Source organism: Microbacterium sp. LWH13-1.2, from assembly GCF_038397735.1.
Lineage (GTDB): Bacteria > Actinomycetota > Actinomycetes > Actinomycetales > Microbacteriaceae > Microbacterium.
This window is the reverse complement of record NZ_CP151635.1, coordinates 1127730-1154593: the sequence shown is the minus strand read 5'-3', so window position 1 is coordinate 1154593 and position 26864 is coordinate 1127730. Positions and strand designations below refer to the sequence as shown.

Here is a 26864-nt window from a genome sequence, read left to right as displayed (position 1 = left end):
TCAGTCCTCCTCGTCGAATGCGGGCGCGTGCTCGCGGGCATATTGGACGTAGCTGTTGCTCACGCCCTGGGGAACCATCGGCCAGACCATGGAGTCGGCGCTGACGACGAAGTCGATGACCACGGGGCGGTCGTTCGTCTCGAGGGCGAGCTTGATCGCGGCATCCACCTCCTCTTCCTTCTCCACGCGGATGGCGAGGCAGCCGTAGGCCTCCGCCAGCTTCACGAAGTCGGGGATGCGCACGGTTCCGTGCCCCGTGTTGAGGTCGGTGTTCGAGTGGCGTCCGTCGTAGAACAGCGTCTGCCACTGGCGCACCATCCCGAGCGACGAGTTGTTGATGATCGCGACCTTGATCGGGATGTTGTTGATCGTGCAGGTGGCGAGCTCCTGATTCGTCATCTGGAAGCATCCGTCACCGTCGATCGCCCACACGACGCGGTCGGGCTCCGCGACCTTCGCCCCCATGGCGGCCGGGACGGAGTAGCCCATCGTTCCCGCTCCCCCGGAGTTCAGCCAGGCGTTGGGACGTTCGTACTTGATGAACTGCGCGGCCCACATCTGGTGCTGTCCCACGCCTGCGGCGTAGATGCCCTCGGGGCCCGTCAGCTCACCGATCCGCTGGATCACGTACTGCGGCGCGAGCAGACCGTCGGTCGTCGGCGCGAAGCCGAGAGGGAACTCGTTGCGGAGTCCGTCGAGGTACGACCACCATTCCTCGGTGTCGGGCGTGGTCGTGGTCGTCGCCGTGCGGAAGGCGGACTCCAGGTCGACGAGCACATCGCGGACGTCGCCCACGATCGGCACGTCGGCCGTGCGGATCTTCGAGATCTCCGCGGGGTCGATGTCGACGTGCACGACCTTGGCGTTCGGGGCGAACAGAGCGGCCTTGCCGGTCACACGGTCGTCGAAGCGAGCGCCGAGCGACACGATGAGGTCGGCCTCCTGCAGCGCGAGCACCGCAGGGACCGTGCCGTGCATACCCGGCATACCGAGGTGCTGCTGGTGCGAGTCCGGGAACGCGCCGCGCGCCATTAGAGTCGTCACGACAGGCGCGTTGGTCGTCTCGGCCAGGGTGAGCAGCTCGGCCGATGCGCGACCGCGGATCACTCCGCCGCCGACGTACAGCACCGGCTTCTTGGCTTCGGCGAGCAGTGCGGCGGCGGCCTGGATCTGCTTGCCATGCGCCTTGGTCACCGGGCGGTAGCCCGGAAGGTCGAACTTCGCCGGCCAGATGAACGGCGCCATGGCCTGCTGAGCATCCTTGGTGATGTCGACGAGCACGGGGCCGGGGCGACCGGTCGAGGCGATCTCGTAGGCGGCAGCCAGGGCGCCGGGGATCTCGGAAGCATCCTTCACGAGGAACGAGTGCTTCGTCACCGGCATAGTGATGCCGACGATGTCGGCCTCCTGGAACGCGTCGGTCCCCATCAGCGTCGAGAACACCTGTCCGGTGATCGCGAGCAGCGGCACCGAGTCCATGTAGGCGTCGGCGATCGCGGTGACGAGGTTAGTCGCACCGGGTCCCGAGGTCGCGATGCACACGCCGACCTTGCCGGACGAGGAGGCGTACCCCTCGGCCGCGTGGCCGGCGCCCTGCTCGTGACGCACCAGGATGTGCCGGAGCTCGGAGGCGTCCATGAGCGGGTCGTAGACGGGCAGGATCGCGCCACCGGGGAGACCGAAGACGTCCTTGACGCCGAGGAGCTCGAGCGTGCGGACCACGGCCTCGGCTCCGGAGATCTCCGGTGCGGCGGACTTGGGGGCGGGCGGCCTCGGCACAGCCGAGACGGTGTCAGCAGTCATGACACTCCTTCTGATGGTCTGTAGGCGACGTCGGAGGCGGATGCCGGAGCCGACGCGGATCAGCCGGTCGTCGCGCCCTCGGCGGCGGACCGCACGAGACGCGAGTACTTGGCAAGAACGCCACGGGTATAGCGCGGGGGTAGCGGCTCCCAGCCAGAGCGGCGGGAGGCGAGCTCCGCCTCGTCGACGAGTAGGTCGAGAGATCGAGCTGCGATATCGACCCGTATCAGATCACCATCGCGCACGAAGGCGATAGGACCTGCGTCCACCGCTTCGGGTGCTATGTGGCCGATGCACAGGCCGGTTGTGCCGCCTGAGAATCGTCCGTCAGTCAAGAGTAGTACATCTTTTCCGAGCCCAGCGCCCTTGATGGCCGCGGTGATCGCGAGCATCTCGCGCATTCCCGGTCCGCCCTTGGGGCCTTCGTAGCGGATCACGATGACGGTGCCGGCCTCGATCTCGCCGTTGGCGACGGCATCCATGGCCGCGCGCTCGCGCTCGAACACGCGGGCCGAGCCCTCGAAGACCGCAGCGTCGAAGCCGGCGGTCTTGACGACAGCACCCTCCGGAGCGAGCGATCCGTGCAGGATCGTCAGGCCGCCGGTCGCGTGGATCGGGTTGTCGAACGTGTGGATGACCTCGCCGTCGATCGGCTGAGGATCGAGGTCCGCGAGGTTCTCGGCGAGCGTCTTGCCCGTGACGGTGAGCGCGTCGCCGTGCAGGAGGCCCTCGTCGAGCATCGCCTTCATGATGACCGGGATGCCACCGTGGCGGTCGACGTCGTTCATGACGTACTTGCCGAACGGCTTCATGTCCGCGACGTGCGGAACCTTGTCGCCGATGCGGTTGAAGTCGTGCAGGCTCAGCTCGACCTCGGCCTCGCGAGCGATGGCGAGGAGGTGCAGCACGACGTTCGTCGAGCCGCCGAGGGCCATCGCGAGCGCGATCGCGTTCTCGAACGCCTCCTTGGTGAGGATGTCGCGGGTCGTGATGCCCTGACGGAGCAGGTTGACCACGGCCTCGCCCGAGCGGTGCGCGAAGTAGTCACGACGACGGTCAGCCGCGGGCGGCGCGGCCGAGCCCGGAAGGCTCAGCCCCAGGGCCTCGGCGACCGATGCCATCGTGTTGGCGGTGTACATGCCACCGCAAGCGCCCTCGCCCGGGGCGATCGCACACTCGATGCGCTTGAGGTCCTCCTCGCTCATGAGGCCGGCGCGGCAGGCGCCCACGGCCTCGAACGAGTCGATGATCGTGACGTCCTTCTCGGTGCCGTCGGAGAGCTTGACCCATCCCGGTGCGATGGAACCGGCGTAGAGGAACACGCTCGAAAGGTCGAGTCGCGCGCTGGCCATCAGCATGCCGGGGATCGACTTGTCGCATCCGGCGAGCAGCACCGAGCCGTCGAGGCGCTCGGCCATCATGACCGTCTCGACCGAGTCGGCGATGACCTCGCGCGAGACGAGCGAGAAGTGCATTCCCTCGTGGCCCATCGAGATGCCGTCCGAGACCGAGATCGTGCCGAACTGCAGCGGGTATCCGCCGCCGGAGTGCACGCCCTCCTTCGCGCCCTGCGCGAGCCTGTCGAGGCTCAGGTTGCAGGGCGTGATCTCGTTCCAGCTGGAGGCGATGCCGATCTGGGGCTTGTCCCAGTCGGCGTCGCCCATGCCGACGGCACGGAGCATGCCTCGGGAGGTCGTCGCCTCGATGCCGTCGGTGACGACGCGGCTGCGGGGCTTGATGTCGATGGGCGCGCTGGTGGAGGGATCATGCGAGGACATGACGGAAGTCTATTCCCGCTGAGAGGTGCGCTCGTCCGCGAGTGCCTCCAGAAGCTGAGCCATCTGTTGCGGATTCTCCACACGGAGCACGGCGGCGCTCTCCCCCGGGCCCACCCGCACGCCGAGATCGCCGTCGGTGAGCACCCGCATCGCGTCCTCGTCCGTGACGTCATCGCCCGCGAACAGGATGCCGGTGGCGTCGAAATGCTCACGAAGCGCCGCCATCGCGGCGTCCTTGCCCTCGTTCCTCGACGAGAACTCGAGCACACGGTGGCCTGCACGTCGGCGCCAGTGCGGGAAGCGTTCGGCGACGAGAGCGTCGATCTCGGCGAAGACCTCCTTCTCGACCTCGCGCGTGGCCGTGCGGGTGTGCACGCCCATCCCGAACGTCTTGGGCTCGAACTCCGCACCCTCGTGTCGGTCGATGATCGGTCGCGCCGCCGCCCACAGCTCTTCGCGGTCGCCCTCGGCCGTGTCGGGCCCGGTGGCGTCCGAGTCCCCGAGTCCGGGGTACCAGTACTGGGCGCCGTGCGAACCCGCCAGCGCGATCGGCGAGTCATCGGTGTGCTCGGTGATCACGCGGAGGTCGTGCATGCTGCGTCCGGAGACGTACGCGACGACCGTGTCCGGGAGGCCTGCGAGCCGTGCGACCTGGACCGCGACCTCGGGCAGAGCGCGTGCGGCCATGGGATCCGGAACGAGCGGGGATGCCGTGCCGTCGAAGTCGAGGGCGACGACCAGTCTCGGGGTTGCGGCGATGGCGCTCAGCGCCGCGTCAGCGGATCCGGGGGTCCAGGTGCGGGTCACAGGGTCTCCAATCGAGGCGGGTTCCCTCCCAGTATGACCGCCCCGATCAGCGCTTGCGGACCTCGTCGAGCGCGCGGAGGAACGACGACGACCACGCGTTGACGTCATTCTCGAGCACCCGACGCCGAAGCGACCGCATCCGCTTGCCCTGCTCCGCCGGCGGCATCGCGACGGCCGTCATGATCGCGTCCTTGAGCCCGGCGATGTCGTGCGGATTCACCCGTACGGCCTGGCGCAGCTCGTCCGCGGCACCGGTGAACTCGCTCAGCACGAGCACCCCGCGATTGTCGGCGCGGGTGGCGACGTACTCCTTCGCGACGAGGTTCATGCCGTCTCGTAGCGCCGTGACGAGCATGACGTCCGCGGCGAGGTACAGCGCGACCATCTCCTCGCGCGGGTAGCCCTGGTGCAGGTACCGGATCGCCGTGTGGCCCATGGTGTCGTGGTCGCCGTTGATGCGACCGACTGCGAGCTCGATCTCGTCGCGGAGGTGCACATAGGCGTCCACGCGCTCGCGACTCGGACTCGCGACCTGCACGAACGTGACATCCTCGACGCTCAGGTGGCCGTCTTCGAGGAGCTCGCCGTAGGCCTTGATGCGATGACGGATGCCCTTGGTGTAATCGAGTCGGTCGACGCCCAGCAGGATCTTCTTCGGGTTGCCCAGGCTCTCCCTGATCTCGGCGGCCCGCGCGCGCACGTCCGGCCGAGCCGCGAGTTCGAGGTAGGGAGCCGTGTCGATCGAGATCGGGAACGCGCGGGCCACCGCGGTGCGTGTGCCGCCGTCGTCGGTCGGGATCATGACGGCAGAGCCCTTGACGTCATGACGCAGGCGACGGCGCACGGCAGTCAGGAAGTACGTGGCGTCCTGCGCACGCTGGAATCCGATGACGTCGGCTCCGAGGAGTCCTCGGAGCACCTGATCACGCCAGGGCAGCTGCGCGTACAGTCCGTGGGCAGGGAACGGGATGTGGTGGAAGTAGCCGATCGTCACGTCGGATCGCAGCTCTCGGATCATCTGCGGGACAAGCTGCAGCTGATAGTCGTGCACCCACACCGTGCCGTTCGGGGCAGCGACCTCCGCAGCCGCCTCGGCGAAGCGCCGGTTCACCTTGACGTACGCCTCCCACCACTCGCGGTGATACTGAGGGGGCGCGATCACATCGTGGTACAGCGGCCAGATCGTGTCGTTGGCGAAGCCCTCGTAGTAGTCCTCGACCTCGTCGGCGCTCAGCGGCACCGGCACCAGATCGATGCCGTTGATCTCGAACGGCTCGAGCTCGACGTCCGGCTGACCGGGCCACCCCACCCAGGCACCGCGCGCGCTGCGCATCATGGGCTCGAGAGCCGCGACCAGTCCGCCGGGCGAGGTCCGCCACTCCTCTTCGCCGTCAGGCCCCACGACGCGGTCGACGGGGAGTCGATTGGCGACGACGACGAAATCTGCGTCTGACATGGGTGGGGGCTCCTGACGCTGCAGTGGTGGTGCTCCTCAGACTGCTGAGGCTCAGTCCGAGGCTACGCGACGTCCGGGCATGCTCAGTCGCCAGTTGACAAGCCCCGCGGCGAACGCTATCGCCGCGGCGATGATCGGGAGGATCAGCGCGCTCCCGGTGCCGACGTTCTCGGCGAGCTCACCCGCCACCGCCGCTCCGAGCGACTGGCCGACGACGATGCCGGAGCCGAGCATCGTCATGACGGTGGCGGAGCGCCCGAGCGGGCTGCGGGCCGCACCGAAGCTGTACTGGGTGACCAGCGTCGGTCCGATGCCGATGCCCATGATGGCCAGCGCCACCATCATCATCGCCGGAGAGTCGACGAACAGGAGCAGCACGCTTCCGGAGAGCAGGATGCCGGAGAACACCAGCCACCTCGCCCGCAGCGAGAAACGCACGGGAAGCCACGCGACACCGAGCGCGAGGATCGCCGAACCCACTCCCATGACCCCGTAGAGGAGCCCCGCCTGCTCCGGGGCACCGCGGTCGGCCATGAAGGACGTCAGAGAGGTGAGCATCGTGCCGAAGAACATGCCCACACCGAGGATGCCGATGACGACGATGATGATCTTGGGAGTGAACAGCTCGGAGACGGATGACGGTGCGCGACCGTCGCTGCCTCGGTGCACGGACACGGCCCGTGCGCTCGGGTGCAGGGCGAACGCCCCGACGAAGACCACGGTGAGGACCGCGGCACCCACGAGCGGGGCCCAGGGCGAGAGCGCCGACGCCAGGATGCCCACGATGAAGGGCCCGAAGACGAACACGGTCTCATCCGCCGCCGACTCGTAGGCCATCGTGCCCGAGAGAGTGCGGCTCCGCACGGCCTCGGGCATCCGGTCGGTGATCATCGTCACGAGTCGCGATCGCGACATAGGTGCGACCTGCGGCGCCGTGGCACCGATGCCGAAGGCGGCGACGAGGACGAGCACATCCGCGGCGCCCGCGTAGACGACGACGGTGAACAGCACGAGCATCGCACCGTTGGCGAGCGCGAGGATCAAGAGGACCATGCGCTGCCCGAAGCGGTCGGCCGCTGCACCCAGCAACGGCCCGAAGCAGGCCGTCCCGAGGCCGACGGCGGCGGAGGTGAGCCCGCCGAGCGAGAGCGAGCCCCGCGCCGAGACGACGACCGTGAGGACGCCGACGACCATCATCGCGAACGGCAGCCGCGCGATGAAGGCGATGAGGAAATACGGAAGCCCCGCTATGCGGAGGAGCCCAGGCCCGTCCGGGGTGGGAGTCGGGGAATGATGCTCTGGTGTGGGAGTCGTTGCGTGCGTCATGGCTCTCGCGCGCCCAGGGGACGCGGGGTCGGGTGCCGCCGCTGTCCGCCGGAAAGCCGGCGGCCGGTAGATACACGGATTGCGGCCGCGGACGAACCGCGACATGTCCATGGTAGCGTGCCGGCGGAAACGGCGCCCGGGTGCACGTGACTCGTCGGCCTGACGAGACCGGACGCGCGCGCCACGGCTGTCGTGCACCGCCTGCGCCCCTGACAGAATCGACGCCGCGTTGTCAAGGCTGGGCGCGGCATGGCCGACGCCAGGTAGCGTGAAGGCATGAACTACCTCTCGGGTACCGGACTCCTCGGCGCGATCATGACCGGCGTCACCCTGCTCCGCGGCTCCGGCGAGACGAAGATCACATGGCGATCCGCCCTCGCGTGGGTGAGCTGGGGCATCAGCCTCGCCCTCGCCATCGGTGCCGTCGTCGACACGCGACGCGCCAGGCAGGGACGCCCCGTGTCGCCCGATTCTCCCGTCTACGCGAAGCAGCAGAGGGCGTATGAGAAGGAAGCGAAGAAGAAGCCCCGCGACTTCACGCCCACGAAGCGCTGACACCTGAGCGATGCTCAGCGGGTGAGGATGAGCGCCTCCCCCTGACCCCCGCCACCGCACAGCCCGACGGCCGCCGTACCCGAACCACGTCGCGCGAGCTCGTGCGCCACATGCACGACCAGGCGAGTGCCGGACGCCCCGATCGGGTGTCCGATGGCGATACCACCGCCGTGGATGTTCACGATCTCGCTCGACAGCCCCAGCTCGAGCTGCGACCGAGCCACGACAGCGCCGAAAGCCTCGTTGATCTCGACCAGGTCGAGGTCCGACGGCGAGATCCCCTGCTTCTCGCAGGCCTTCTCGATGGCTCGCGCCGGCTGCGCCTGCAACGAGTTGTCCGGACCCGCGGTCTGCCCGCTCGCACCGATGGTCACGAGCACCGGCCAGCCCTTGGCGTCCGCCACCGCGCGGGTCGTGACGACGACTGCTGACGCACCGTCGGAGATCTGCGAGGAGTTGCCGGCGGTGATCGACCCTCCCTCGGCGAACGCCGCCCGAAGACCGCCCAGCGATTCGACGGTCGTGTCGGGACGGATGCCCTCGTCTGCCGACACCCGGATGTCCTCGCCCCGACGCTGGGGCACCGAGATCTCGATGATCTCATCGCCGAACACCCCGGCCTCCTGCGCTGCGGCCGCTCGCTGATGGGAGAGCGCGGCGACCGCATCCTGCGCCTCGCGCGTCAGCTCGTAGCGGGAGTTGTGTCGCTCGGTGGATGCCCCCATGCTCTCTCGGTCGTACGCATCGGTGAGACCGTCGTATGCCATGTGGTCGAGCACCTCCACGCTGCCGTAGGTCCAGCCGTCGCGAGAGCCCATCAGCAGGTGAGGGGCACGGGTCATGGATTCCATCCCCGCCGCGACGACGACCTCCGCGTCGCCCGTGCGGATCATCCGGGCCGCATCGATGATGGCGGTGAGCCCCGAGAGACAGACCTTGTTCACCGAGTGCGCGGGCACGTCCCAGCCGATACCCGCACCGATCGCGGCCTGACGCGCGGCGTTCTGACCTGACCCCGCGGCGAGCACCTGACCGACGATCACCGCGTCGACGTCGGACGGATCGACGGACGCCTGCTCGAGAGCGCCGCGGATCGCGAACGCCCCGAGCTGCGGCGCCGTGAAGCTCGCCAGCTGGCCCTTCAGTCGCCCCTGCGGAGTGCGGGCTGCCGCGACGATGACGACATCCTCCCGCTCGATGTGATCGCGTGCGGTCATCGCTGTACCTCTGTCCTGTCGTTCATGCGTCCTGTCGTTCATGCCCGGTGCAGCGCGTCGGCGACGACGAGCGGCGGTTCGGTCGCTGCAACGACCTGCTCCACGGTGACTCCCGGCGCCAGTTCGACGAGCACGAGCCCTTCCTGCGTGACGTCGATCACCGCGATGTCGGTGATGATCCGGTCCACGACTCGCCGCCCCGTGAGCGGCAGAGAGCAGTCCCGGACGATCTTCGCCGATCCGTCCTTCGCGACATGCTCCATGAGCACGATCACGCGGCCCGCGCCGTGCACGAGATCCATCGCTCCGCCCGGGCCCTTCACCATCTTTCCAGGGATCATCCAGTTCGCGAGGTCACCCGTCGCCGACACCTGCATCGCTCCGAGGATCGCGGCGTCGATCTTGCCTCCGCGGATCATCCCGAAGCTCAGCGCCGAGTCGAAGAACGCCGCGCCGGGAAGGACGGTCACCGTCTCCTTGCCCGCGTTGATGAGGTCGGGGTCCACCGAGTCCTCGCGCGGATACGGCCCGACGCCCAGTATCCCGTTCTCAGACTGCAGCACCACGGTCACTCCCTGCGGCACATGATTCGGCACGAGAGTCGGCAGTCCGATGCCGAGGTTGACGTACGAGCCGTCCTGCAGTTCGGCCGCTGCACGGGCGGCCATCCCGTCACGCGTGAGCGCCATGTCAGGCTCCTTCCGCGGCGACCGTGCGCCGTTCGATGCGCTTCGCTATGTCGCCGCCGACTTCGACGACACGATGCACGAAGACGCCGGGCAGGTGCACGCGATCGGGATCGAGCTCGCCGGGTTCGACCAGCTGCTCGACCTGAGCGATGCAGATCCGCCCGGCCATCGCGGCGAGCGGGTTGAAGTTGCGTGCAGCCTTGTTGAAGATCAGGTTGCCGTGTCTGTCGCCGACGAGGGCGTGCACGAGCGCGAAGTCGGTGCTGATCGCCTCTTCGAGCACGTACTCACTCGGTTTTCCCCCGAAGCTGCGCACGTCTTTGGGAGGGGAAGCCACAGCCACCGTGCCGTCCGGATTGTAGCGTCGGGGCAGCCCGCCCTCGGCTACCTGGGTCCCCACTCCGGTCTGCGTGTAGAACGCGGCGATCCCGGATCCTCCCGCTCGGAGCTTCTCGGCAAGCGTCCCCTGGGGCGTCAGCTCGAGCTCGAGCTCACCCGACAGGAACTGGCGTTCGAACTCCTTGTTCTCGCCGACGTAGGACGACGTCATCTTGCGGATGCGCTGAGCGGCCAGCAGAACGCCCAGCCCCCAGTCGTCGACACCGCAGTTGTTGCTCACGATGCTGAGGTCTCTCGTGCCCTTGGCGAGCAGGGCTTCGATCAGAGCGATCGGATTGCCGGAGAGCCCGAAGCCGCCCACCGCGAGCGACGAGCCGTCCTCGATGTCCGCGACGGCCTCTGAGGCCGATGCCCACTGCTTGTCGATCACGCGTGCTCCTTCGAAGACGTGCCTGAGTCCAGCATCCGCCCGCGGGCACGCTCACCGGAAGACGATTCTTGCGATGTGGACGCTTCACGACGTAGCGTCCACATTATGGAATCCGCTTCACGCAACGTACCTGGCGCCCAGGCCATCGCACGGGCCGCCTCGCTCCTGAGACTGGTCACCGCGAGCGGTTCCGACGGGGCGTCACTGCAGGACCTCGCCCGCTCTGCGGATCTGACGCGATCGACGGCCCATCGACTCCTGTCGGCGCTGCGCGCCGAGGGCCTCGTGGACCGCGATGCCGAGAGCACGAGGTGGATGCCGGGGCCGGAGCTGTTCCTCATGGGATCCGTCGCCGCAGCGCGCTATGACGTGACGGCACTGGCCCGCGACATCGTGCGGTCACTCGCGGTCAAGACGGAGGAGAGCGCCTTCCTCTCGGTGCGGCGCGCGGATGAGACCGTCTGCCTGCTGCGTGAGGAGGGGTCCTTCCCGATCCGCTCCTTCGTCCTGAGTGAAGGCGTGCGCTTCCCTCTGGGCGTCGCCAGCGCCGGGCTCGCCATCCTGTCTTTCCTTCCTGACCACGATGTGGACGCGTACCTGGAGAGACATCCCGACCTCGAGACCACCTGGGGGCGTCCGCACGGAGAGCGCTCGCTTCGCACCAGGATCGCCGAGACGAAGGAACGCGGATACGCCGTCAACCCCGGGCTCATCGTCGAGGGCAGCTGGGGCCTCGGCGCCGCAGTGTTCGACCGGTCCGGCCGACCCGAATGGGCGCTGAGCCTGACGGGTGTCGGCTTCCGATTCGGCCCCGACCGGATCGCCGACCTGGGGCGCACACTGCTCGCTCACGCGCACCAGCTCTCGGCGCGGATCGCAGGCTCACGGCGTTGAGCCCATACACCCGTTGCATACCATTGGGTATATACTCAATGGTATGCAACGTCAGGATGTCATCCCCTCCCTCGTTCTCTCCGGGTACGCCCTGGGCCGAATAGCCGCCAAGGATGCCGGGAATGACGCACCGGCCGCTCAATGGCGGGTGCTGAACCTGCTCGAGCAGTCCGGCCCGAGACGGGTTGGAGAGCTCGCGGCCGCGGCGCGCACGACCCAGCCGGGAATGACGCGGCTGATCGGCACCCTGGAGCGCGAGGGCCTCGTGCTCCGCTCCTCCGTCGCCGAGGACTCCCGCGCGATAGCCGTGGCGATCACCTCGAGCGGATCGAACGCGCTGACGGCCTGGCGGGCGGAGTTCCGCGACATCCTGACCCCCCGCTTCGCCGACCTCGACGACGAGGAGTGGAGCATCCTCACCCGCGCCGCGGAGATCCTCGCAGCGCACACCGGAACCGACTCGACAGGAGCAACAGAGTGAGCACCACCACCGCCTCAGTGTGGAAGCAGCCAGCACAGGTATGGGCAGTCGCCTTCGCGTGCGTGGTCGCGTTCATGGGAATCGGTCTGGTGGATCCGATCCTGCCGGCCATCGCCGACTCCCTCCAGGCGAGCCCGTTCGAGACGGAGCTGCTGTTCACGAGCTACCTCACGGTGACAGGACTCGCGATGCTCGTGACCAGCTGGATCTCGTCTCGAATCGGAGCGAAGAAGACGCTCCTGATCGGACTCGCGCTCATCGTCGTATTCGCCCTGTTCTGCGCGCTCAGCGGCAGCGTCGATGCGGTCATCGGCTTCCGCGCCGGCTGGGGGCTCGGCAATGCGCTGTTCATCTCTACAGCGCTCGCGACGATCGTGGGCGCGGCATCGGGCGGCAGCTCTGCGGCGATCATCCTCTACGAAGCCGCCCTCGGCCTCGGTATCGCGATCGGACCGCTCCTCGGCGGGCTTCTGGGCGAGCAGAGCTGGCGTGCACCGTTCTTCGGAGTCGTGGTGCTGATGGCGATCGCCTTCCTGGCGGTTCTGCTTCTGCTCCGCGGTCCCGGCGAGAAGCGCACACCCGTCCCGTTCTCGGCTCCCTTCAAAGCTCTCGGTCGCCCTGCACTGGCGATCCTCGCGATCGCCGCATTCTTCTACAACATCGGGTTCTTCATCCTCCTGGCCTTCTCTCCGTTCCCGCTCGGGTTCGGCGCGATGGGAATCGGATTCACGTTCTTCGGTTGGGGCCTGGCGCTCGCGATCACCAGCGTGTGGGTGGCTCCCCTGCTGATGCGCCGGATGTCGCGGACGAGCGTGATCCTCAGCGTCCTGCCCCTCCTCGCGATCGACCTGATCGTCGCAGGTTTCCTGGTCGAATCCGCTACCGCACTCGTCGTGTGCATCGTCATCGGCGGACTGCTCCTCGGCGTCATGAACACCGTGCTCACAGAGGCGGTGATGGAGGCGACGGACCTGCCGCGTTCGGTCGCATCGTCCGCCTACTCCTCGGTGAGGTTCCTCGGCGGCGCGATCGCCCCGCCGCTCGCCGCGGCCCTGTGGCACGCGTTCAACGCGACGATCCCCTACGTGGTCGCCGCGATCGCCGTCCTCATCGCAGCCCTCACGGTCTTCCTGGGCCGGAAGATCCTCTCGCACATCGACGACGAGCCCGAAGATGCCGCGATCGAGGACGCCGAGGCGATCCTGCTGGGCGACGCGGCCTGATCGCCGAGTCTGCTGCGTTCGGTACCGTGGGCCCATGAGCGCCCTCCCCGAACGCAGCAGACTCGTCCAGCAGCATCTCGCAGAGGCGGGCGTCGAGTCGGAGATCCGCATCCTCCCGGACTCCGCCCGCACCGCCGCCGAAGCCGCAGCGGCCATCGGATGCGACGTCGCAGCGATCGCGAACAGCCTCGTGTTCGTCGCAGATGGAACCCCCGTGCTCGTCATGACGAGCGGCGGCCACCGGGTGGACCTCGAGGTCCTCGCGCGGAGCATCGGTGCAGACGTCATCGGGATGGCACCGGCATCCGTCGTCCGCGAGGCGACGGGGCAGGCGATCGGCGGCGTCGCACCGGTGGGGCACCCTGCTCGGCTGCGAACCTACATCGATGACGCGCTCGGTGACCACCCTGAGATCTGGGCTGCCGCGGGCCACCCGCATACGGTCATGCCGCTCACCTTCGGGAGCCTGAGAATGCTCACCGACGGCGAGGTCATCGCCGTCGTCTGAGCGCGTCACTTGACGGTGACGGTGATCTCCGCGGTCTCCTGATCGCTCACATCCTCGGGAACCGAGCCACGGAACTGGTACTCGAACTGGATCACCGTCGTGCCGTCGCCGACCGGCGCGAAACGATACGAAAGCTCGCTCGGAGCGCCCGCCTCGCCGTCCTCACCGAGGTAGCGGGATCGTTCGTCTCCGGGCCCGAGCACCGCAGGGTCGGGCTCCTGGGTGATGATCCATTCGTCGCCGACGGTGTGATTCACCTCGCCGAAATCGACGACGAGCGCCTCACCCGGAGCCAGCGTCACGGAGGACGTCGTGTGGTCGACGGTCTTCTCCATCACCGCAGAACAGCCGCTGAGCCCCAGACCGACGACCGCCGTGACAGCCACGACGGCGCACCTCGCCACCAGTATCCGCATCGCCATCCCCTTAGCGTTTGCATCAAACTAGCGCACGGACGCGATCCGGGCAGTAGCACGGACGCGGAAAGAGCCACGATGACTGGCGAGAGCCATCGAAGCTGATCCGTGCACCCCCTCGGACGTGAACCGACAACCCCGCTCATGAGGTGCGTGCGAGAATCGCGCTAGGCGACACCGGTGGAGGCGGCACATGAACGTTTGTCGGCGGTGGGCTGCGACCGGCCTACTGCTCGGCGGCGCAGCCGTACTCCTGGGTGGCACCGCGCTCGCCGTCATCACAGGGAAGAGGAACCCTGACGGCGGCCCGGGTGACGTCGTTGCCCACCGGGCTTGAAAAGCGAAAAAGCCCCGATGACTGGCGAGAGTCATCGAGGCTGATCCGTGCACCCCCTCGGACTTGAACCGAGAACCCACTGATTAAGAGTCAGTTGCTCTGCCGATTGAGCTAGAGGTGCGTGGCCCGGTGAATCCCCCGGCCGAGGAATTACATTACCAGCCGATGGCCGACGTGCGAAATCGAGGCGGGTACATCGCGTCCGCCGCGCGTGTCGCCCTGAGTCCGCCCCTCTCTGAGGCCGCCATCGGGCCGGTTATCCTAAGAGGGTGACCGCCTCCCCCAGCGCCGACGACCTCTCCCGCGACCTCGAGCTCGCCCTCCGGCTGGCCGACGCCGCCGACGCACAGTCGCTGGCGCGATTCGACAGCCCCGACCTCGAGGTCTCCACGAAGGCTGACCACTCGCACGTGACCGACGCCGACCTCGCGACGGAGCGGGCGATCCGCGAGATCCTCGCGTCGGAGCGCCCGGAAGACGGGATCTTCGGGGAGGAGTTCGGCGCACAGGGAAGCACGCATCGGCAGTGGATCATCGATCCGATCGACGGCACGGCGAACTTCCTCCGCGGCGTCCCCCTCTGGGGAACCATGATCGCGCTCGCGGTCGACGGCGTCCCGCAGGTCGGAGTCGTCAGCATGCCGGCCCTCGACAGACGCTGGTGGGCCGCCGCAGGATCCGGCGCATGGACGGCGACGGATGCCGAGCCCCGCCGCATCCGCGCATCCTCTGTGTCGTCTCTGGATGACGCGAGCGTGAGCTTCCAGAGCATCGCGCAGTGGGCGGAGTCCGGACACCTCGATCAGCTGCTGAAGCTCGCCGACCGCGTCTGGCGGGACCGCGCATACGGAGACATCTACGCGTACATGCTGCTGGCGGAGGGACGAATCGACATGGTCGCCGAGTTCGGCGTCAAGGAGTACGACGTCGCAGCAGCCGTGCCGATCGTGCGGGAGGCCGGAGGCCGCATGACCGGCTTCGACGGCACCGAGACGATCTCGGACCTGTCGACACTGGCCAGCAACGGCGTTCTCCACGACGCTTTCCTCGAGCTTCTCCACGATTGACGAAGGCACCGCGATGATCACACGCACGACCTCCGCCGCGTTCGGCGCACTGCTGCTCGCAGTGGCGCTCACCTCCTGCGCCGGCGCACCTGACGCCGAGGCGACCCCGACTCCGAAGGCTCCGAAGCCGTCGCCCACCGCGACCACTGAGCCGGTCGCGACGCAGCCTCCGGAGACCGCGACGGAGCCGACATGCGACACGATCGTGTCCGCCGGCACCGTGCAGGCACTCACGGATGCCGGCTGGACGTTCGAAGAGAAGGAGTTCGTGATCGGCGACGTCACGCTCTCCGACGGACTGCTCTGCTTCTGGGCGGACTACACGGTCGCCTCCGACCACGGTCAGCTCTACGGATGGTCGGAGATCTCCGCCGACGACGCGACGCAGGCGCAGTCGTCGCTCCTCTCACAGGGGTGGACGCGCGAGGACGGCTCCGACGGCGTCTACATCACCGAGAACCCGCAGTTCTCGATGGGCACCGACGAAGACGGCTACGGCATGACGTACCTCTTCGGCGACGGCTGGGTGAAGTTCGCCGACACCCGTCAGGGGCTCATCCTCATCGAGTGGGCGGGCTGACCCCGCTTACCCCTCCCGGGCGCACGGTCCTCGGTCGGCTCAGCGAGCAATCACTGCGTCGGCGCGTCGATGACCTCGTCGACCAGAAGGATGCCACCCGTCGAGTTCACGGATTGCATGAGATCCTCGATCCACCGTGCATTGAGCTGGGGCTGCTCCGGCTCGTCGAACGTGAAGCGGAGCGGGATGGACGGGTGGATCCAGATCGTCGATCGACCGCCGGGCTCACCCTCGGGATGACGCCACGACAGGGTGAAGCTCTCCTGCCTGCGGAGCTTTGTCGCGATGACGATCTTCAGGTGCGCGAGGGCGCGGTCCTCGATATGGATCGGAACATCGGATGCTCCATAGAACAGCGTGGCCATCCGCCCAGAATACTGGTTGCCGCGCGCTGCGCCGAGCAGACATCGCACGCCTGAGACCCTGATTCCTGCGGTGTATCGTCTCTCGCATGGAGCCCTCCCTCGCCGACATCGCTGTCGAGCTCTACGTCGGGCCCCCGGCGGACTTCGTGGCCGCACGCAACGCCCGCGCAGCCGAGACCGCAGACCCCGCCCTGGCGGCCCGGATCCGCGCCCTGAAGAAGCCCTCCGTCGCCGCCTGGGTGGTCAATGTGTTCGCGCACGAGCGCGCCGCCCAGCTGGGCGAGGCATTGCAGCTCGCCCAGGAACTGCGAGAGGCGCAGGAGGATCTGGACGCTCGGGCGCTCTCCCAGCTCGGTCGGGACCGTCGTGCGCTGACGAACAGGCTCGCGACTGCAGCCACCGAGCTCGCCGAAGCACGCGGCGAGCGGATCACGACTTCGACACGGGAAGCAGTCCGGCAGACCATCACGGCCGCGTTCTTCGATCCGACGGCCGCCGCCGCCGTCGCCTCTCGGCGACTCGTCCGCGAACTGGAACCCTCGGCCGAATTCGCCGAGATCGCGGACAGCCTCGTCGGCGGGGATGCGCCCGTCCTGCCCGAGACCACGGCGAGACCTGTCGACGAGGTCAAGGCGCGCCGTGATCGTCGAGATGCGGAACGAGCCGTGCGCGATGCGGACAGGGCGCATGAGCGCGCTGTGCGCGACGCCGCTGCGGCGGACCGCACTCTGCGCGTCGCCTCGCTGCGGATCGAAGAGCTGGAGCGACGCGAGCGCGACCTGGAGGCGGAGTTGACGACCGTCCGGAACGACGCGAAGCGCGCTCGCGCCGAGGTCCAGAACGCCGACGAGGAGCAGCGGGAGCTCGCTCAGCGGATCGGTGACACCGAGGCTGCCCTGCAGGCCGCTCAGGCGGCGCTGGATGACCTCGGCCGCTCCTGAGCCGAGCCGCCATCGCAGTGTCCGGACACAGAAGAACCCCGAGGTCGTCACCTGCGTACCGGCCTCGGGGTTCTGCTCGTGACAGCGACCTGGTGGAGCTGGGGGGAATCGAACCCCCGTCCAACGCTGAGTCTCCACGCCTTCTCCGGGCGCAGTCTGTGCAGACGTTCTACTCGGCTCCGACCTTTGTCACAGACACCTAAGTCGACAAGCCCAGCCTGGGAAGAGTCCCACGTGACGTCCAGACGCCATCACGCAGCAAGATTCCTAGATGACGCCAGGATCCGTATCGGAATCACATACGGCCTGACGGACTATCGGGCTCGCTTATGCAGCGAGGGCGAAGTCGTTGCGCTTGGTTTCGGCAACTATTGTTTTGCAGAGAGCGTTTACGAGATAACTCTGCATCCTCGGCCCGCTTCTCGTGGATTCACAGGCGCTGTCGAAACCGATCAGCCCCGTGGTCCTTCTCTCGAAGGAGCCGCTGTCACTCTGTGGAATTTCCAACCCGGGAACCGGAGTACCCGAGCATCACAGACTACAACGTTCGTCGCGGCTTCGCCATTCCACTCGTGCGTCGGGCGCTGGCGTAGAGTCACCCCATGAGCGAAGTCACCGTGACCGTCCGCGGCGAGCACGAGGCGCGGGTCGCGCCGGAGCGCGCCACCATCCGTGTGAGCGTCCGCGCCGAGGGGCCGGAGCGTGCCTCTGTGGTCGACCGGGTGATGAGACTGGCCGAACCTGTCCGCGACAGCATCACCACGCGCAAGGACGCCGGAAGCGTCGTCGAGTGGACGAGCAAGCGCCTCTCCGTTCGCGCCGAGAGGCCATGGAACAACGAGGGCAAGAGGCTCGCCCCGGTGTACTACGCGAGCATCGACCTGACCGCGACTTTCGCCGAGGCATCAGAGCTCTCCATCTGGGTCTCGGACGTGTCCCCTTGGGACGGTGTCGAGGTCGGCTGGGTGAACTGGCACCTCACCCCTGAGACGAACTCCCGGATCGAGCGCGAGGTCGCCGCCGAGGCGGTCGGGGTGGCCGTGGCGCGAGCTCAGGCGTACGCGACCGCCCTCGGACTCGGTGACGTCGTGCCGATCGAGATCGCGGATGTCGGACTCATCGCCCCCACCCCCGCCCCGCCGTTCGCAAGCATGGCCAAGGCGCGCGGCTCCGCGCTCGCCTCCGCCGATGCCGGGAGCGCATCGATGGAGTACGAGCCGGACGAGATCGTCATCTCCGCCACCGTCGAGGCACGCTTCCTCGCCCGCTGAGCCGGCTCAGGCGCCCGCTGCGTACGGAGCGAGGTCAGCCGCCAGACGCTCGGACACCCGAGCATGCACGGCGGTGCCGTTCTCCTGGTGCTCCACCGACAGCAGCATCCCTGTTTCGTGGATGGCGGCGACGAGATCGCCGCGATCGTAAGGGATGACCGCATGCACCTCGACCGCAGGTTTCGGAAGAGCCTCCTCGATGGCTGCGCGAAGCTCCTCGACGCCTTCGCCTGATCGCGACGAGACGAAGTGCGCCTTCGGCTCGAGTCCGCGCAGCACGAGTCGTTCGCCGTCGTCGATGAGGTCGGCCTTGTTGAACACGACCAGTTCGGGCATGTCCCGCACGCCCACGTCGCCCATCACATCGCGGACGGTCTGCAGCTGGCCGGCGGGATCCGGGTGCGCGCCGTCGACCACGTGCAGCACGACATCGGCGTCACCGACCTCTTCGAGCGTCGACCGGAAGGCCTCTACGAGCTGATGCGGGAGATTGCGCACGAACCCGACCGTGTCCGTGAGGGTGTAGATGCGACCGTCCGAGGTCTCGGAACGGCGTACCGTCGCGTCGAGCGTCGCGAACAGAGCATTCTCGACCAGCACACCTGCACTCGTGAGCGCGTTGAGCAGGCTCGACTTGCCCGCGTTCGTATAACCGGCGATCGCTACGGACGGGATCGTGTTGCGCTTGCGTTCGGCGCGCTTCGCCTCGCGCGCGGGACCGAAGTCGCGGATCTGGCGGCGCAGCAGCGCCATCTTGGTGCGGATGCGGCGACGGTCGAGCTCGATCTTCGTCTCACCGGGACCACGTGAGCCCATACCGGCTCCGCCGGCACCGACCTGGCCACCGGCCTGACGGCTCATCGAGTCGCCCCAGCCGCGCAGTCGGGGCAGCAGGTACTCGAGCTGAGCGAGCTCGACCTGCGCCTTGCCCTCACGGCTCTTCGCGTGCTGGCTGAAGATGTCGAGGATCACCGTCGTCCGGTCGATGACCTTGACCTTGACGACGTCCTCGAGGGCGCGCCGCTGGCTGGGCGCGAGTTCAGTGTCCGCGATCACCGTGTCGGCGCCCGTGGCGGCGACGATGTCCTTGAGCTCTTGAGCCTTGCCGCGTCCGATGTAGGTCGCGGCATCCGGGTGCGGGCGCCGCTGCAGCACGCCGTCGAGCACGAAGGCTCCCGCGGTCTCGGCGAGAGCGGCGAGCTCCCGGAGCGAGTTCTCGGCATCCTCCTGAGCGCCCTGCGGGTACACGCCGACGAGCACCACGTTCTCGAGCCGCAGCTGTCGGTACTCGACCTCGGTGACGTCTTCGAGTTCGGTCGAGAGACCGCCCACGCGCCGCAGCGCATGACGGTCCTCGAGGTCCCATTGGTCACCGTCCGACGACGCATGAGACGCCGTCGATCGATCCTGCAGGGCCTGCGCGTCACCGAAGATACGCGCTTCGGTGCGCTTCTCCGCATTCGCGAGCACGCGATCGACTGCTTCGTCACCGGTGGAGTGTGTGGTGGTCTCCGTCATCCGTCCCTAATCTCTGGGTTTTGTTGCGAGCCTTAACCTTAGCCCGCGCTGTCCGCTACGCTCACGGTATGGGGTCCGACCATTACTTCACCGCGGCCCCGGCAAGCCCCGAGAACCTGCGATCGATCCATGTGACGCTCGCGGGCCGTGAGCTGGACGTCACCACCGCTGGTGGCGTCTTCAGCCCGGATCGGCTGGATGCCGGTACTGCCGTCCTTCTCGCAAACATGCCTCCCGTTCCGCCGGGAGGTCATCTTCTCGACCTCGGCAGCGGGTGGGGGCCGATCACGCTGTCGATGGCACTCGCCGCTCCCCATGCGACGGTGTGGGCCGTGGATGTGAACGAACGAGCGCTCGACCTGGTTCGCCGCAATGCCTCAGCTCTCGGTCTCACTAACGTCAACGCCTCCCTGCCTCAGGATGTTCCCGCCGACGTGACGTTCCGCTCGATCCGCTCGAACCCGCCGATCCGTGTGGGCAAGAACGAGCTGCACGGACTGCTCGAGAAGTGGATCCCCCGACTCGATGAGCGCAGCGACGCCTGGCTCGTCGTGCAGCGCAATCTCGGCGCGGATTCGTTGCAGCGGTGGATCGGCGCGACGTTCCACCCGGGCTTCAGCGTCCACCGGACAGCGACGGCGAAGGGGTACCGGGTGCTGAAGGTCCGCAAGCACGGCACACCTCCGACGGAACCCATCACGCTCGTCTGAGCGGCTGAGGCGTACTGCTCAACGGCGCATCAGCCCCGGCAGCAGGAGCATGTCGGTGAACACGGTCGCTCCCTCTCGTTCCAACCAGTCGGCCGGAGTGAGCCCGCCGGCGTAGCCGAAGACCCGCATCCCCGCAGCGCACGCGGCCTGGACTCCGAAGCGGCTGTCCTCGACCACAGCGCATCGTTCCGGTAGGACACCGAGCTGCTCGGCCGCGTGCAGGAAGAGGTCCGGAGCGGGCTTGCCGTTCTGGACGTCGTCTGCGCTGAAGATCCGACCTTCGAAACGCGAGAGGAGTCCCGTCAATCCCAGCGTCCGTCGGATCTTCGCATGTGTCCCGCTCGATGCGACGCACGTCGCGACCGGGACCTCATCGAGCGCGCCCTCGACTCCCGGCACCGCCTTCAGATCGCGCTCGAAGGCGTCGTCATACCAGGGCTGGTACGGCGTCTCCCAGTCGTCCCGCAGCGGTTGGCCGAGGTATGCCTCGACCTCAGCGCGAAAATGCGCGGACGAGCGTCCCACGAAGCGGTGAAGGATCTGCTCGCGCGACAACGACCACCCGAGATCGGCGAGAACCCGGCGGTCGACCTCGACCGAGAGCCTCTCGCTGTCGACGAGGACTCCGTCACAGTCGAAGATGACCAGATCGATCGGTTCGATCGGCCGCATCAGATCAGGTCGACCTCGCCGCTGAACACGAGCTGGGCGGGACCTGACAGCGCGACGTGCTCGCCGTCCTCCGCCGGGAACATACGCACCCCGAGAGTGCCGCCGGGAACCTCGACGCGCCAGTTGTTCGGGGCTTTCTCCCCCGCCCAATGGCGCACGGCGAGGGCCGTGGCCGCGACGCCGGTGCCGCAGCTGAGCGTCTCTCCGACACCGCGTTCGGACACGCGCATGCTGACGTGACCGATCCCATCGCGCACGAGCGGCTCGCCGGGGACGACGAACTCGACGTTGGCTCCTGCAGGAAGCACCGGTTCGAGCGCCGGCGCGCGGTGCAGCTCCAGCGAGGCCAGTTCGGCTTCGGATGCGAGAGCGACCACGACGTGTGGGTTGCCGACGTCGATGCCCAGCCCAGGGCGCGTGACCGGAAGGCCGTCGGCCGTGACCAGGGGGTCGTCGCCGGAGAGCTTCCACAGGCCGAGATCGACCTGGTATCCCGTCTCACTGCGCGTGACGTCACGCACTCCGGCGCGGGTGCCGATCGGAAGCGTAGATCCGGGTTCGATGGTGGCGAGACCGGAGCGCACGAGATAGTGCGCGAACACGCGGATCCCGTTGCCGCACATCTCGGCGATCGACCCGTCGGCGTTCCGGTAGTCCATGAACCATTCGGCGTCGGGTTCCTCAGCGAGCACCGCCTGGCCGTCGGCGATCGCGGCGGAGCGCACGACGCGGAGGATGCCGTCTGCCCCGATGCCGAAGTGTCGGTCGCACAGCACGGCGACCTGCTCGGCGCTCAGATCGAGAGCGCCGTCGGGATCGGCGATGATGACGAAATCATTGCCCGTGCCGTGTCCTTTGGTGAATGCGACCATTCGACCAGTCTAGAGATCCCCGCTATGCGTCGACGATCAGACGCTTTCCCGTGTTCGATACCGAGAACCGTTCGTATCCCAGAGCGTCGTACAGCCCCAGGACGGTGTCGTTGCCCTCGCGGACCATGAGCTGCACCTTCGGGCACCCCAGCGCGAGAAGAAGTCGCTCAGCCTCTCCGACGAGCGCACGGGCGATCCCCCGGTGCCGGTGCGATGTCGCGGTCGCGAGGTAGTAGAGCCACCCGCGATGGCCGTCGTATCCGGCCATGACAGACCCGACGATCGCCGGCTCGTCCTCCACCGACGCGGAGTCTTCGACGACGAGGAAGAGCTCGGGCTGCACCGTGAGCTTGCGCTCGATGTCGAGTCGCGGGTCGTTCCACGGACGAGTCAGACCCGCCTCGTCCCACAGCGCGACCACCGATTCCGTATCGGCGCGATCGAACGCCCGTACCGCCCAATTCATGCCTCCAAGTCTAGGATCGATGCCGCATCAGCCACGCATCACGCGATACCGCCCGCACATGAAATTGCGGTTGCGCGCGACGTCGACGAGCTCGAGATCGAGACTCCTCGGGAGCAGCGGAGCCCCGGATCCGAGTGTGACCGGCGCGTACTGCACCCACACCTCGTCGAGCAGGCCCGCGTCGGCGAACTGTCCCGCCAGGTCTCCCCCTCCGACGACCCAGAGGTCTTTGCCGCCCGCTGCGTCGAGCATCTCGGCGTGAACCTCGGCCACGTCGCCCCGTGCGATGCGGATCGCGGCCCCCTCGGGCACATCGAGAGCTCGGTGCGTGAACACCCAGGTGGGTTGCGTGTACCCCCAACGCCCGTCTTCGTGTCGCATCACCCACTCGTAGGTCGATGCACCCATCGCGAGAGCGCCGATCGTCTTCTCGAAGGCGCCGTAGGCCATCGGTCCGTCCTGGTCGATGTCCTGTTTCAGAAGCCAGTCGAGAGAATGCTGCTCGGTCGCGATGAAGCCGTCGAGGCTGCTTGCCGTATAGAAGTGGGTGGACATGCGCTCACCTTCGCATGGACCACTGACATCGGGCCATGACCCGGTCGCTCGTCACGGCTCGAGGAATCCAGCCGCTTCGACTGGCGGTTCGTACCAGGTCAACCCGGGGTATCGCTTGAACCACGAGACCTGGCGACGTGCGTATCGGCGCGTGAGTGCCTGGGTCTCCTGGATAGCCTCAGCTCGGGTCAGTCGCCCGTCGAGCTGTCCGAGCGCCTGCGCGTAGCCGATCGCCCGCGGAGCCGTCGATCCCCGCTCGAGCCCATGCTCACGCAGCGTGCGCACCTCGTCGACGAGCCCCGTCTGCCACATGGCGTCGACTCTGGCATCAAGACGATCGACCAGGGTGCCGCGCTCCACGTGCAGGCCGATCAGCCGCGTGTCGCTCTGCCAGAGAGAAGGCTGCTCGGGCAGCGCTGCACCATGTGTCGCACTTCCCTGTTCGAGGACTTCGAGCGCGCGGATGACGCGCCGACCGTTCCGAGGATCCACCTTCGAGGCAGCCGCGGGGTCGAGGGCGCTGAGCCGCTCGACCAGCGCACCGACTCCGTCGACCTCGAGTTCACGCTCGAGACGCTCGCGGATGACCGGGTCACGCGGGGGGAAGTTGAAGTCGAAGATGACGCTGGACACGTACAGACCCGAGCCGCCGACGAGGATCGCATCCCCGCCGCGTTCCTGGATGTCCGTGACAGCAGCGCGGGCGAGAGGCTGATACCAGGCCACCGCGGCGTCCTGGTCGACCTCTCGGACGTCGAAGAGGTGGTGCGGAATCCCCCTGCGGTCGCCGGGCGCGAGCTTCGCCGTTCCGATGTCCATGCCCCGGTAGAGCTGCATCGCGTCCGCGTTCACGACCTCCGCGGGATTGCCTCGCTCGCGGAGCGCCTCGGCGAGGTCGAGAGCGAGGTCGCTCTTGCCCGTTCCCGTCGCGCCGACGATTGCCCACAGTCGCGGCGGTCGTGGCACTCCGCGAGATTCAGGAGCGCTCATGCCAGGAGCTGCGGTCACACGCCGACGCGAAGCGTCGGCAGGCCGAGGGAGACCGCACGAGGGCCATCTGCGCTGGGCGGGGCGGGAACGGCGCACGAGTCCGCTTGAGCCCGATCCCAGGCGTCTCCTCCTCGAGTGCGGCGGATCCGCAGGGGCGCTCCGGTCGGATCATCCGCGAGAAGGTGGAAGGGTGCGGCATGGGTGATCGTCACCGAGACCACGTCGCCCGGGCGCGGCACCTCCGAGCCGCCAGTGATCTCGAAATGGACCAGTCGGTTGTCCTCGCCGCGACCGGTGAGGCGGTGAGTCTCGGCATCCTTCTTGCCCTCGCCCGTGGAGACCAGAACCTCGACCTCGCGGCCCACCTGCTTCTGGTTCTCTTCGAGGGAGATCCGCTCCTGCAGAGCGATGAGGCGGTTGTAACGCTCCTGCACGACGGCCTTGGGGACCTGGTCATCCATCGTCGCCGCCGGTGTGCCCTCGCGGATCGAGTATTGGAACGTGAATGCGCTCGAGAAGCGCGCCTGCTCGACGACGCGCATCGTGTCCTCGAAGTCCTCGTCGGTCTCGCCGGGGAACCCGACGATGATGTCCGTGGTGATGGCGGCGTTCGGAATGCGGTCGCGCACCCGGTCGAGGATCCCGAGGAACTTCTCGCTCCGGTAGGAACGGCGCATCGCTTTGAGGATTCTGTCGCTGCCGGATTGCAGGGGCATGTGCAGCTGAGGCATGACGTTCGAGGTCTCAGCCATCGCGTCGATCACGTCGTCGGTGAAGGCCGCGGGGTGCGGGCTCGTGAAGCGGACACGCTCCAGTCCCTCGATCTCGCCTGCAGCGCGCAGCAGCTTGCCGAACGCCTGACGGTCGCCGAACTCGACGCCGTAGGAGTTGACGTTCTGTCCGAGCAGCGTGACCTCGATCGCGCCGTCTTCGACGAGCAGGCGGATCTCGTTCAGGATGTCACCGGGGCGACGATCCTTCTCCTTGCCTCGGAGGCTGGGGACGATGCAGAAGGTGCAGGTGTTGTTGCACCCGACTGAGATGGAGACCCAGCCGCTGTGGGCGGAGTCGCGCTTGGTCGGGAGGGTCGATGGGAAGACTTCGAGCGATTCCAGGATCTCGAGCTCCGCATCGCCGTTATGACGCGCGCGCTCGAGGAGCCCCGGGAGCGAACCCATGTTGTGAGTGCCGAAGACGACGTCGACCCAAGGCGCCTTGTCGAGCACGGCCTGCTTGTCCATCTGGGCGAGGCACCCGCCGACGGCGATCTGCATGCCGTCCTTGCGGCGCTTCACCCCTGCGAGCTGCCCCAGGGTGCCGTAGAGCTTTCCTGCGGCGTTGTCACGCACCGCACACGTGTTGATGATCACGACATCGGCCTCCGTGCCCTCGGAGGCGCGGACGTATCCTGCGCTCTCGAGAGACCCCGACAGTCGCTCAGAGTCGTGGACGTTCATCTGGCATCCGAAGGTGCGCACCTCGTACGAGCGGCTGCGTCCGTCGGCGTCGATTGCTGCCGACGACGAACGGATGATCGTCGGCTCACTGCGCGGAATAGTCATGATGCCACCATTCTACGAGCGCATCCGAACACCGTCCTCGGGTCGCCGATGTGTCGCAGAGATCGATGGTCAGGCGGATCGGCCCTCAGTCGGAGTCCACGAAGCGCACACCTGACGTCGGCCTCCCGAACGATGCCTCCGCGAGAGCGGTCTTCGCTGCGGTCATCGCGACGGAGCCGTTGTAACCACGGCGGGAGAGCTGACCGACGAGACGACGCAGCGCCGTGTCGCCGTCGAGACGGGACAAACCCCGCGCTTTGGTGCGCGCGTACTCGAGCGCACGCTCCGCGTCGTCGTCGGGGAGTTCATCGAGCGCCGCATCGACCACGTCACGAGGGATCCCGCGCTGAGCCAGGGCCCTCGACAGCGCAACCCGGCCCTGGCCCTTCCGTTCGACGCCCGACGTGACGAGCTGCCCGGCGAGCAGAGCATCATCGAGATACCCTCTTCGACAGAAATCGTCGAGAACGTCATCTACAGCGCCCGAATCGAGCCGGGTGCCGTCTTGCTCGTAGCCTTTGAGGACCGTCCGCGCCTCCGAGATCGAGAGCGACCGAGAGCGCAGCTTTCGCACCAGAAGCTCCTCTGCGGCTTCTCGCACGCGTGTCGGATCTGCTCCCCCGACGTCGCCGTCGGGGTCGCCCTGCGGCTGCAGTGCCCGCAACCGCGGCGCAGATCGCGTCGCTGCTCCGCGCGCCGGATGCCGTTCGCTCGGATCGCGAGAATCGATCGATGCGACTGGAGTCACAGTCGCCTTCGGATCGGCCTGACCCCACGTCGAGTTCCATGCAGGGACGCCGTCTGCTCGATCAGGTCCATCCTCACCCGGTCGCGCAGACCCCATCGCCTCGTTCCCGCTGAAGCGATGCCACTCGGACGGATCGCCGCCCGGCGATCCGGGAGCCGTGCGTTCCCTCATCTCCGACGAACCGTGGCCCGTCGGCGCTTCGCGGGAGGCGTTCCGGCCGAACAGCGGAATGACGGGGGCGAGCTGATCCTGCTCGCCCCCGCCATCACTCATGGCCCACTCCGATCG

28 protein-coding genes, 1 tRNA gene and 1 other RNA gene are annotated in these 26864 nt (G+C 67.7%); 10 read left to right on the top strand and 20 right to left on the bottom strand.

Translation table 11 applies throughout. From position 1 onward, the window contains the following. The 5 genes from MRBLWH13_RS05300 to MRBLWH13_RS05280 are packed head-to-tail and all read right to left on the bottom strand — an operon-like array spanning window position 1 to window position 7170. On the bottom strand, window positions 1-1803 hold the full coding sequence (locus MRBLWH13_RS05300) for an acetolactate synthase large subunit (RefSeq protein WP_056308051.1): 1803 nt from the start codon (window positions 1801-1803) through the stop codon (window positions 1-3). Window positions 1804-1862: 59 nt separating this feature from the next. Continuing rightward, on the bottom strand, window positions 1863-3581 hold the full coding sequence (gene ilvD, locus MRBLWH13_RS05295) for a dihydroxy-acid dehydratase (RefSeq protein ID WP_053095858.1): 1719 nt from the start codon (window positions 3579-3581) through the stop codon (window positions 1863-1865). A 9-nt stretch (window positions 3582-3590) separates the two neighbouring features. After that, on the bottom strand, window positions 3591-4388 hold the full coding sequence (otsB, locus tag MRBLWH13_RS05290) for a trehalose-phosphatase (protein ID WP_341957238.1): 798 nt from the start codon (window positions 4386-4388) through the stop codon (window positions 3591-3593). Window positions 4389-4434: 46 nt separating this feature from the next. Then, window positions 4435-5844 carry a trehalose-6-phosphate synthase gene (locus MRBLWH13_RS05285; protein ID WP_341957237.1) on the bottom strand — a complete coding sequence of 470 codons (1410 nt, stop codon included), beginning with the start codon at window positions 5842-5844 and terminating at the stop codon, window positions 4435-4437. A gap of 51 nt (window positions 5845-5895) precedes the next feature. Beyond that, entirely contained in the window at window positions 5896-7170 is a 1275-nt protein-coding gene (locus MRBLWH13_RS05280; protein WP_341957236.1) for an MFS transporter, read from the bottom strand. A 276-nt stretch (window positions 7171-7446) separates the two neighbouring features. Here MRBLWH13_RS05280 and MRBLWH13_RS05275 point away from each other — a divergent pair, with 276 nt between their 5' ends. Beyond that, window positions 7447-7725: a hypothetical protein gene (locus MRBLWH13_RS05275; protein ID WP_341957235.1), complete on the top strand. Its 279-nt coding sequence runs from the start codon at window positions 7447-7449 to the stop codon at window positions 7723-7725. Window positions 7726-7739: 14 nt separating this feature from the next. Here MRBLWH13_RS05275 and MRBLWH13_RS05270 read toward each other — a convergent pair whose 3' ends face one another. Genes MRBLWH13_RS05270 through MRBLWH13_RS05260 form a run of 3 tightly spaced genes read right to left on the bottom strand, consistent with a single transcriptional unit; the run spans window position 7740 to window position 10400 of the window. After that, window positions 7740-8924: an acetyl-CoA C-acetyltransferase gene (locus MRBLWH13_RS05270; RefSeq protein ID WP_341958224.1), complete on the bottom strand. Its 1185-nt coding sequence runs from the start codon at window positions 8922-8924 to the stop codon at window positions 7740-7742. A gap of 56 nt (window positions 8925-8980) precedes the next feature. Beyond that, complete coding sequence (locus MRBLWH13_RS05265; protein ID WP_341957234.1) at window positions 8981-9631, bottom strand: CoA transferase subunit B; 651 nt, start codon at window positions 9629-9631, stop codon at window positions 8981-8983. Window position 9632: 1 nt separating this feature from the next. Further along, complete coding sequence (locus tag MRBLWH13_RS05260; protein WP_341957233.1) at window positions 9633-10400, bottom strand: CoA transferase subunit A; 768 nt, start codon at window positions 10398-10400, stop codon at window positions 9633-9635. A 105-nt stretch (window positions 10401-10505) separates the two neighbouring features. Here MRBLWH13_RS05260 and MRBLWH13_RS05255 point away from each other — a divergent pair, with 105 nt between their 5' ends. Genes MRBLWH13_RS05255 through MRBLWH13_RS05240 form a run of 4 tightly spaced genes read left to right on the top strand, consistent with a single transcriptional unit; the run spans window position 10506 to window position 13506 of the window. Further along, the gene (locus MRBLWH13_RS05255; protein ID WP_341957232.1) at window positions 10506-11294 is read left to right on the top strand and encodes an IclR family transcriptional regulator; all 789 of its coding nucleotides are present in this window, start codon (window positions 10506-10508) and stop codon (window positions 11292-11294) included. 43 nt (window positions 11295-11337) lie between these two features. Further along, the gene (locus MRBLWH13_RS05250; protein WP_341957231.1) at window positions 11338-11775 is read left to right on the top strand and encodes a MarR family transcriptional regulator; all 438 of its coding nucleotides are present in this window, start codon (window positions 11338-11340) and stop codon (window positions 11773-11775) included. Next, window positions 11772-12998, top strand: coding sequence for an MFS transporter (locus MRBLWH13_RS05245; RefSeq protein WP_341957230.1), 1227 nt, complete (start codon window positions 11772-11774; stop codon window positions 12996-12998). Before MRBLWH13_RS05250 ends, MRBLWH13_RS05245 begins: the two co-directional genes overlap by 4 nt. A 34-nt stretch (window positions 12999-13032) precedes the next feature. After that, complete coding sequence (locus MRBLWH13_RS05240; RefSeq protein ID WP_341957229.1) at window positions 13033-13506, top strand: YbaK/EbsC family protein; 474 nt, start codon at window positions 13033-13035, stop codon at window positions 13504-13506. A gap of 5 nt (window positions 13507-13511) precedes the next feature. Here the strand turns inward: MRBLWH13_RS05240 and MRBLWH13_RS05235 are convergent, their stop codons facing one another. Then, window positions 13512-13928: a hypothetical protein gene (locus tag MRBLWH13_RS05235; RefSeq protein ID WP_341957228.1), complete on the bottom strand. Its 417-nt coding sequence runs from the start codon at window positions 13926-13928 to the stop codon at window positions 13512-13514. Between the two features lie 379 nt (window positions 13929-14307). Continuing rightward, window positions 14308-14380: transfer RNA gene (locus MRBLWH13_RS05230), tRNA-Lys, on the bottom strand. Window positions 14381-14528: 148 nt separating this feature from the next. On the opposite strand from MRBLWH13_RS05230, the gene hisN reads away from it, so the two are divergent. Both hisN and MRBLWH13_RS05220 read left to right on the top strand, forming a co-directional pair. Beyond that, window positions 14529-15326, top strand: a complete 798-nt coding sequence (hisN, locus tag MRBLWH13_RS05225) for a histidinol-phosphatase (RefSeq protein WP_341957227.1) — start codon at window positions 14529-14531, stop codon at window positions 15324-15326. Between the two features lie 13 nt (window positions 15327-15339). Continuing rightward, the gene (locus MRBLWH13_RS05220; protein ID WP_341957226.1) at window positions 15340-15906 is read left to right on the top strand and encodes a hypothetical protein; all 567 of its coding nucleotides are present in this window, start codon (window positions 15340-15342) and stop codon (window positions 15904-15906) included. 50 nt (window positions 15907-15956) lie between these two features. Here MRBLWH13_RS05220 and MRBLWH13_RS05215 read toward each other — a convergent pair whose 3' ends face one another. Then, window positions 15957-16271: a hypothetical protein gene (locus tag MRBLWH13_RS05215; RefSeq protein ID WP_056308076.1), complete on the bottom strand. Its 315-nt coding sequence runs from the start codon at window positions 16269-16271 to the stop codon at window positions 15957-15959. Window positions 16272-16357: 86 nt separating this feature from the next. Between MRBLWH13_RS05215 and MRBLWH13_RS05210 the strand changes: the two genes are divergently transcribed. Continuing rightward, entirely contained in the window at window positions 16358-17212 is an 855-nt protein-coding gene (locus MRBLWH13_RS05210) for a transposase (RefSeq protein ID WP_341957224.1), read from the top strand. Between the two features lie 90 nt (window positions 17213-17302). Here MRBLWH13_RS05210 and ssrA read toward each other — a convergent pair. Continuing rightward, window positions 17303-17672: a transfer-messenger RNA gene (gene ssrA, locus MRBLWH13_RS05205) on the bottom strand. 142 nt (window positions 17673-17814) lie between these two features. Here ssrA and MRBLWH13_RS05200 point away from each other — a divergent pair. After that, complete coding sequence (locus tag MRBLWH13_RS05200; protein WP_341957223.1) at window positions 17815-18483, top strand: SIMPL domain-containing protein; 669 nt, start codon at window positions 17815-17817, stop codon at window positions 18481-18483. Between the two features lie 6 nt (window positions 18484-18489). Here the strand turns inward: MRBLWH13_RS05200 and hflX are convergent, their stop codons facing one another. Further along, window positions 18490-20001, bottom strand: a complete 1512-nt coding sequence (gene hflX, locus MRBLWH13_RS05195) for a GTPase HflX (RefSeq protein ID WP_341957222.1) — start codon at window positions 19999-20001, stop codon at window positions 18490-18492. Window positions 20002-20069: 68 nt separating this feature from the next. On the opposite strand from hflX, the gene MRBLWH13_RS05190 reads away from it, so the two are divergent. Beyond that, window positions 20070-20711 (top strand): methyltransferase, encoded by a 642-nt coding sequence (locus MRBLWH13_RS05190; protein ID WP_341957221.1) that lies wholly within the window; start codon window positions 20070-20072, stop codon window positions 20709-20711. An 18-nt stretch (window positions 20712-20729) separates the two neighbouring features. Here the strand turns inward: MRBLWH13_RS05190 and MRBLWH13_RS05185 are convergent, their stop codons facing one another. The 7 genes from MRBLWH13_RS05185 to MRBLWH13_RS05155 all read right to left on the bottom strand — a co-directional run bounded on the left by MRBLWH13_RS05185 (window position 20730) and on the right by MRBLWH13_RS05155 (window position 26849). Beyond that, complete coding sequence (locus MRBLWH13_RS05185; RefSeq protein WP_341957220.1) at window positions 20730-21383, bottom strand: HAD family hydrolase; 654 nt, start codon at window positions 21381-21383, stop codon at window positions 20730-20732. Further along, window positions 21383-22255 (bottom strand): diaminopimelate epimerase, encoded by an 873-nt coding sequence (dapF, locus tag MRBLWH13_RS05180; RefSeq protein WP_341957219.1) that lies wholly within the window; start codon window positions 22253-22255, stop codon window positions 21383-21385. The genes MRBLWH13_RS05185 and dapF overlap by 1 nt, the downstream gene beginning before the upstream one ends. 22 nt (window positions 22256-22277) lie before the next feature. Continuing rightward, window positions 22278-22721: a GNAT family acetyltransferase gene (locus MRBLWH13_RS05175; RefSeq protein ID WP_341957218.1), complete on the bottom strand. Its 444-nt coding sequence runs from the start codon at window positions 22719-22721 to the stop codon at window positions 22278-22280. 27 nt (window positions 22722-22748) lie between these two features. Then, entirely contained in the window at window positions 22749-23276 is a 528-nt protein-coding gene (locus MRBLWH13_RS05170; protein WP_341957217.1) for a dihydrofolate reductase family protein, read from the bottom strand. A gap of 51 nt (window positions 23277-23327) precedes the next feature. Beyond that, the gene (gene miaA, locus MRBLWH13_RS05165) at window positions 23328-24266 is read right to left on the bottom strand and encodes a tRNA (adenosine(37)-N6)-dimethylallyltransferase MiaA (protein WP_341957216.1); all 939 of its coding nucleotides are present in this window, start codon (window positions 24264-24266) and stop codon (window positions 23328-23330) included. Window positions 24267-24280: 14 nt separating this feature from the next. Then, on the bottom strand, window positions 24281-25828 hold the full coding sequence (gene miaB / locus MRBLWH13_RS05160; RefSeq protein ID WP_341957214.1) for a tRNA (N6-isopentenyl adenosine(37)-C2)-methylthiotransferase MiaB: 1548 nt from the start codon (window positions 25826-25828) through the stop codon (window positions 24281-24283). 85 nt (window positions 25829-25913) lie between these two features. Further along, complete coding sequence (locus MRBLWH13_RS05155) at window positions 25914-26849, bottom strand: RecX family transcriptional regulator (protein ID WP_341957213.1); 936 nt, start codon at window positions 26847-26849, stop codon at window positions 25914-25916. Window positions 26850-26864: the final 15 nt, after the last annotated feature.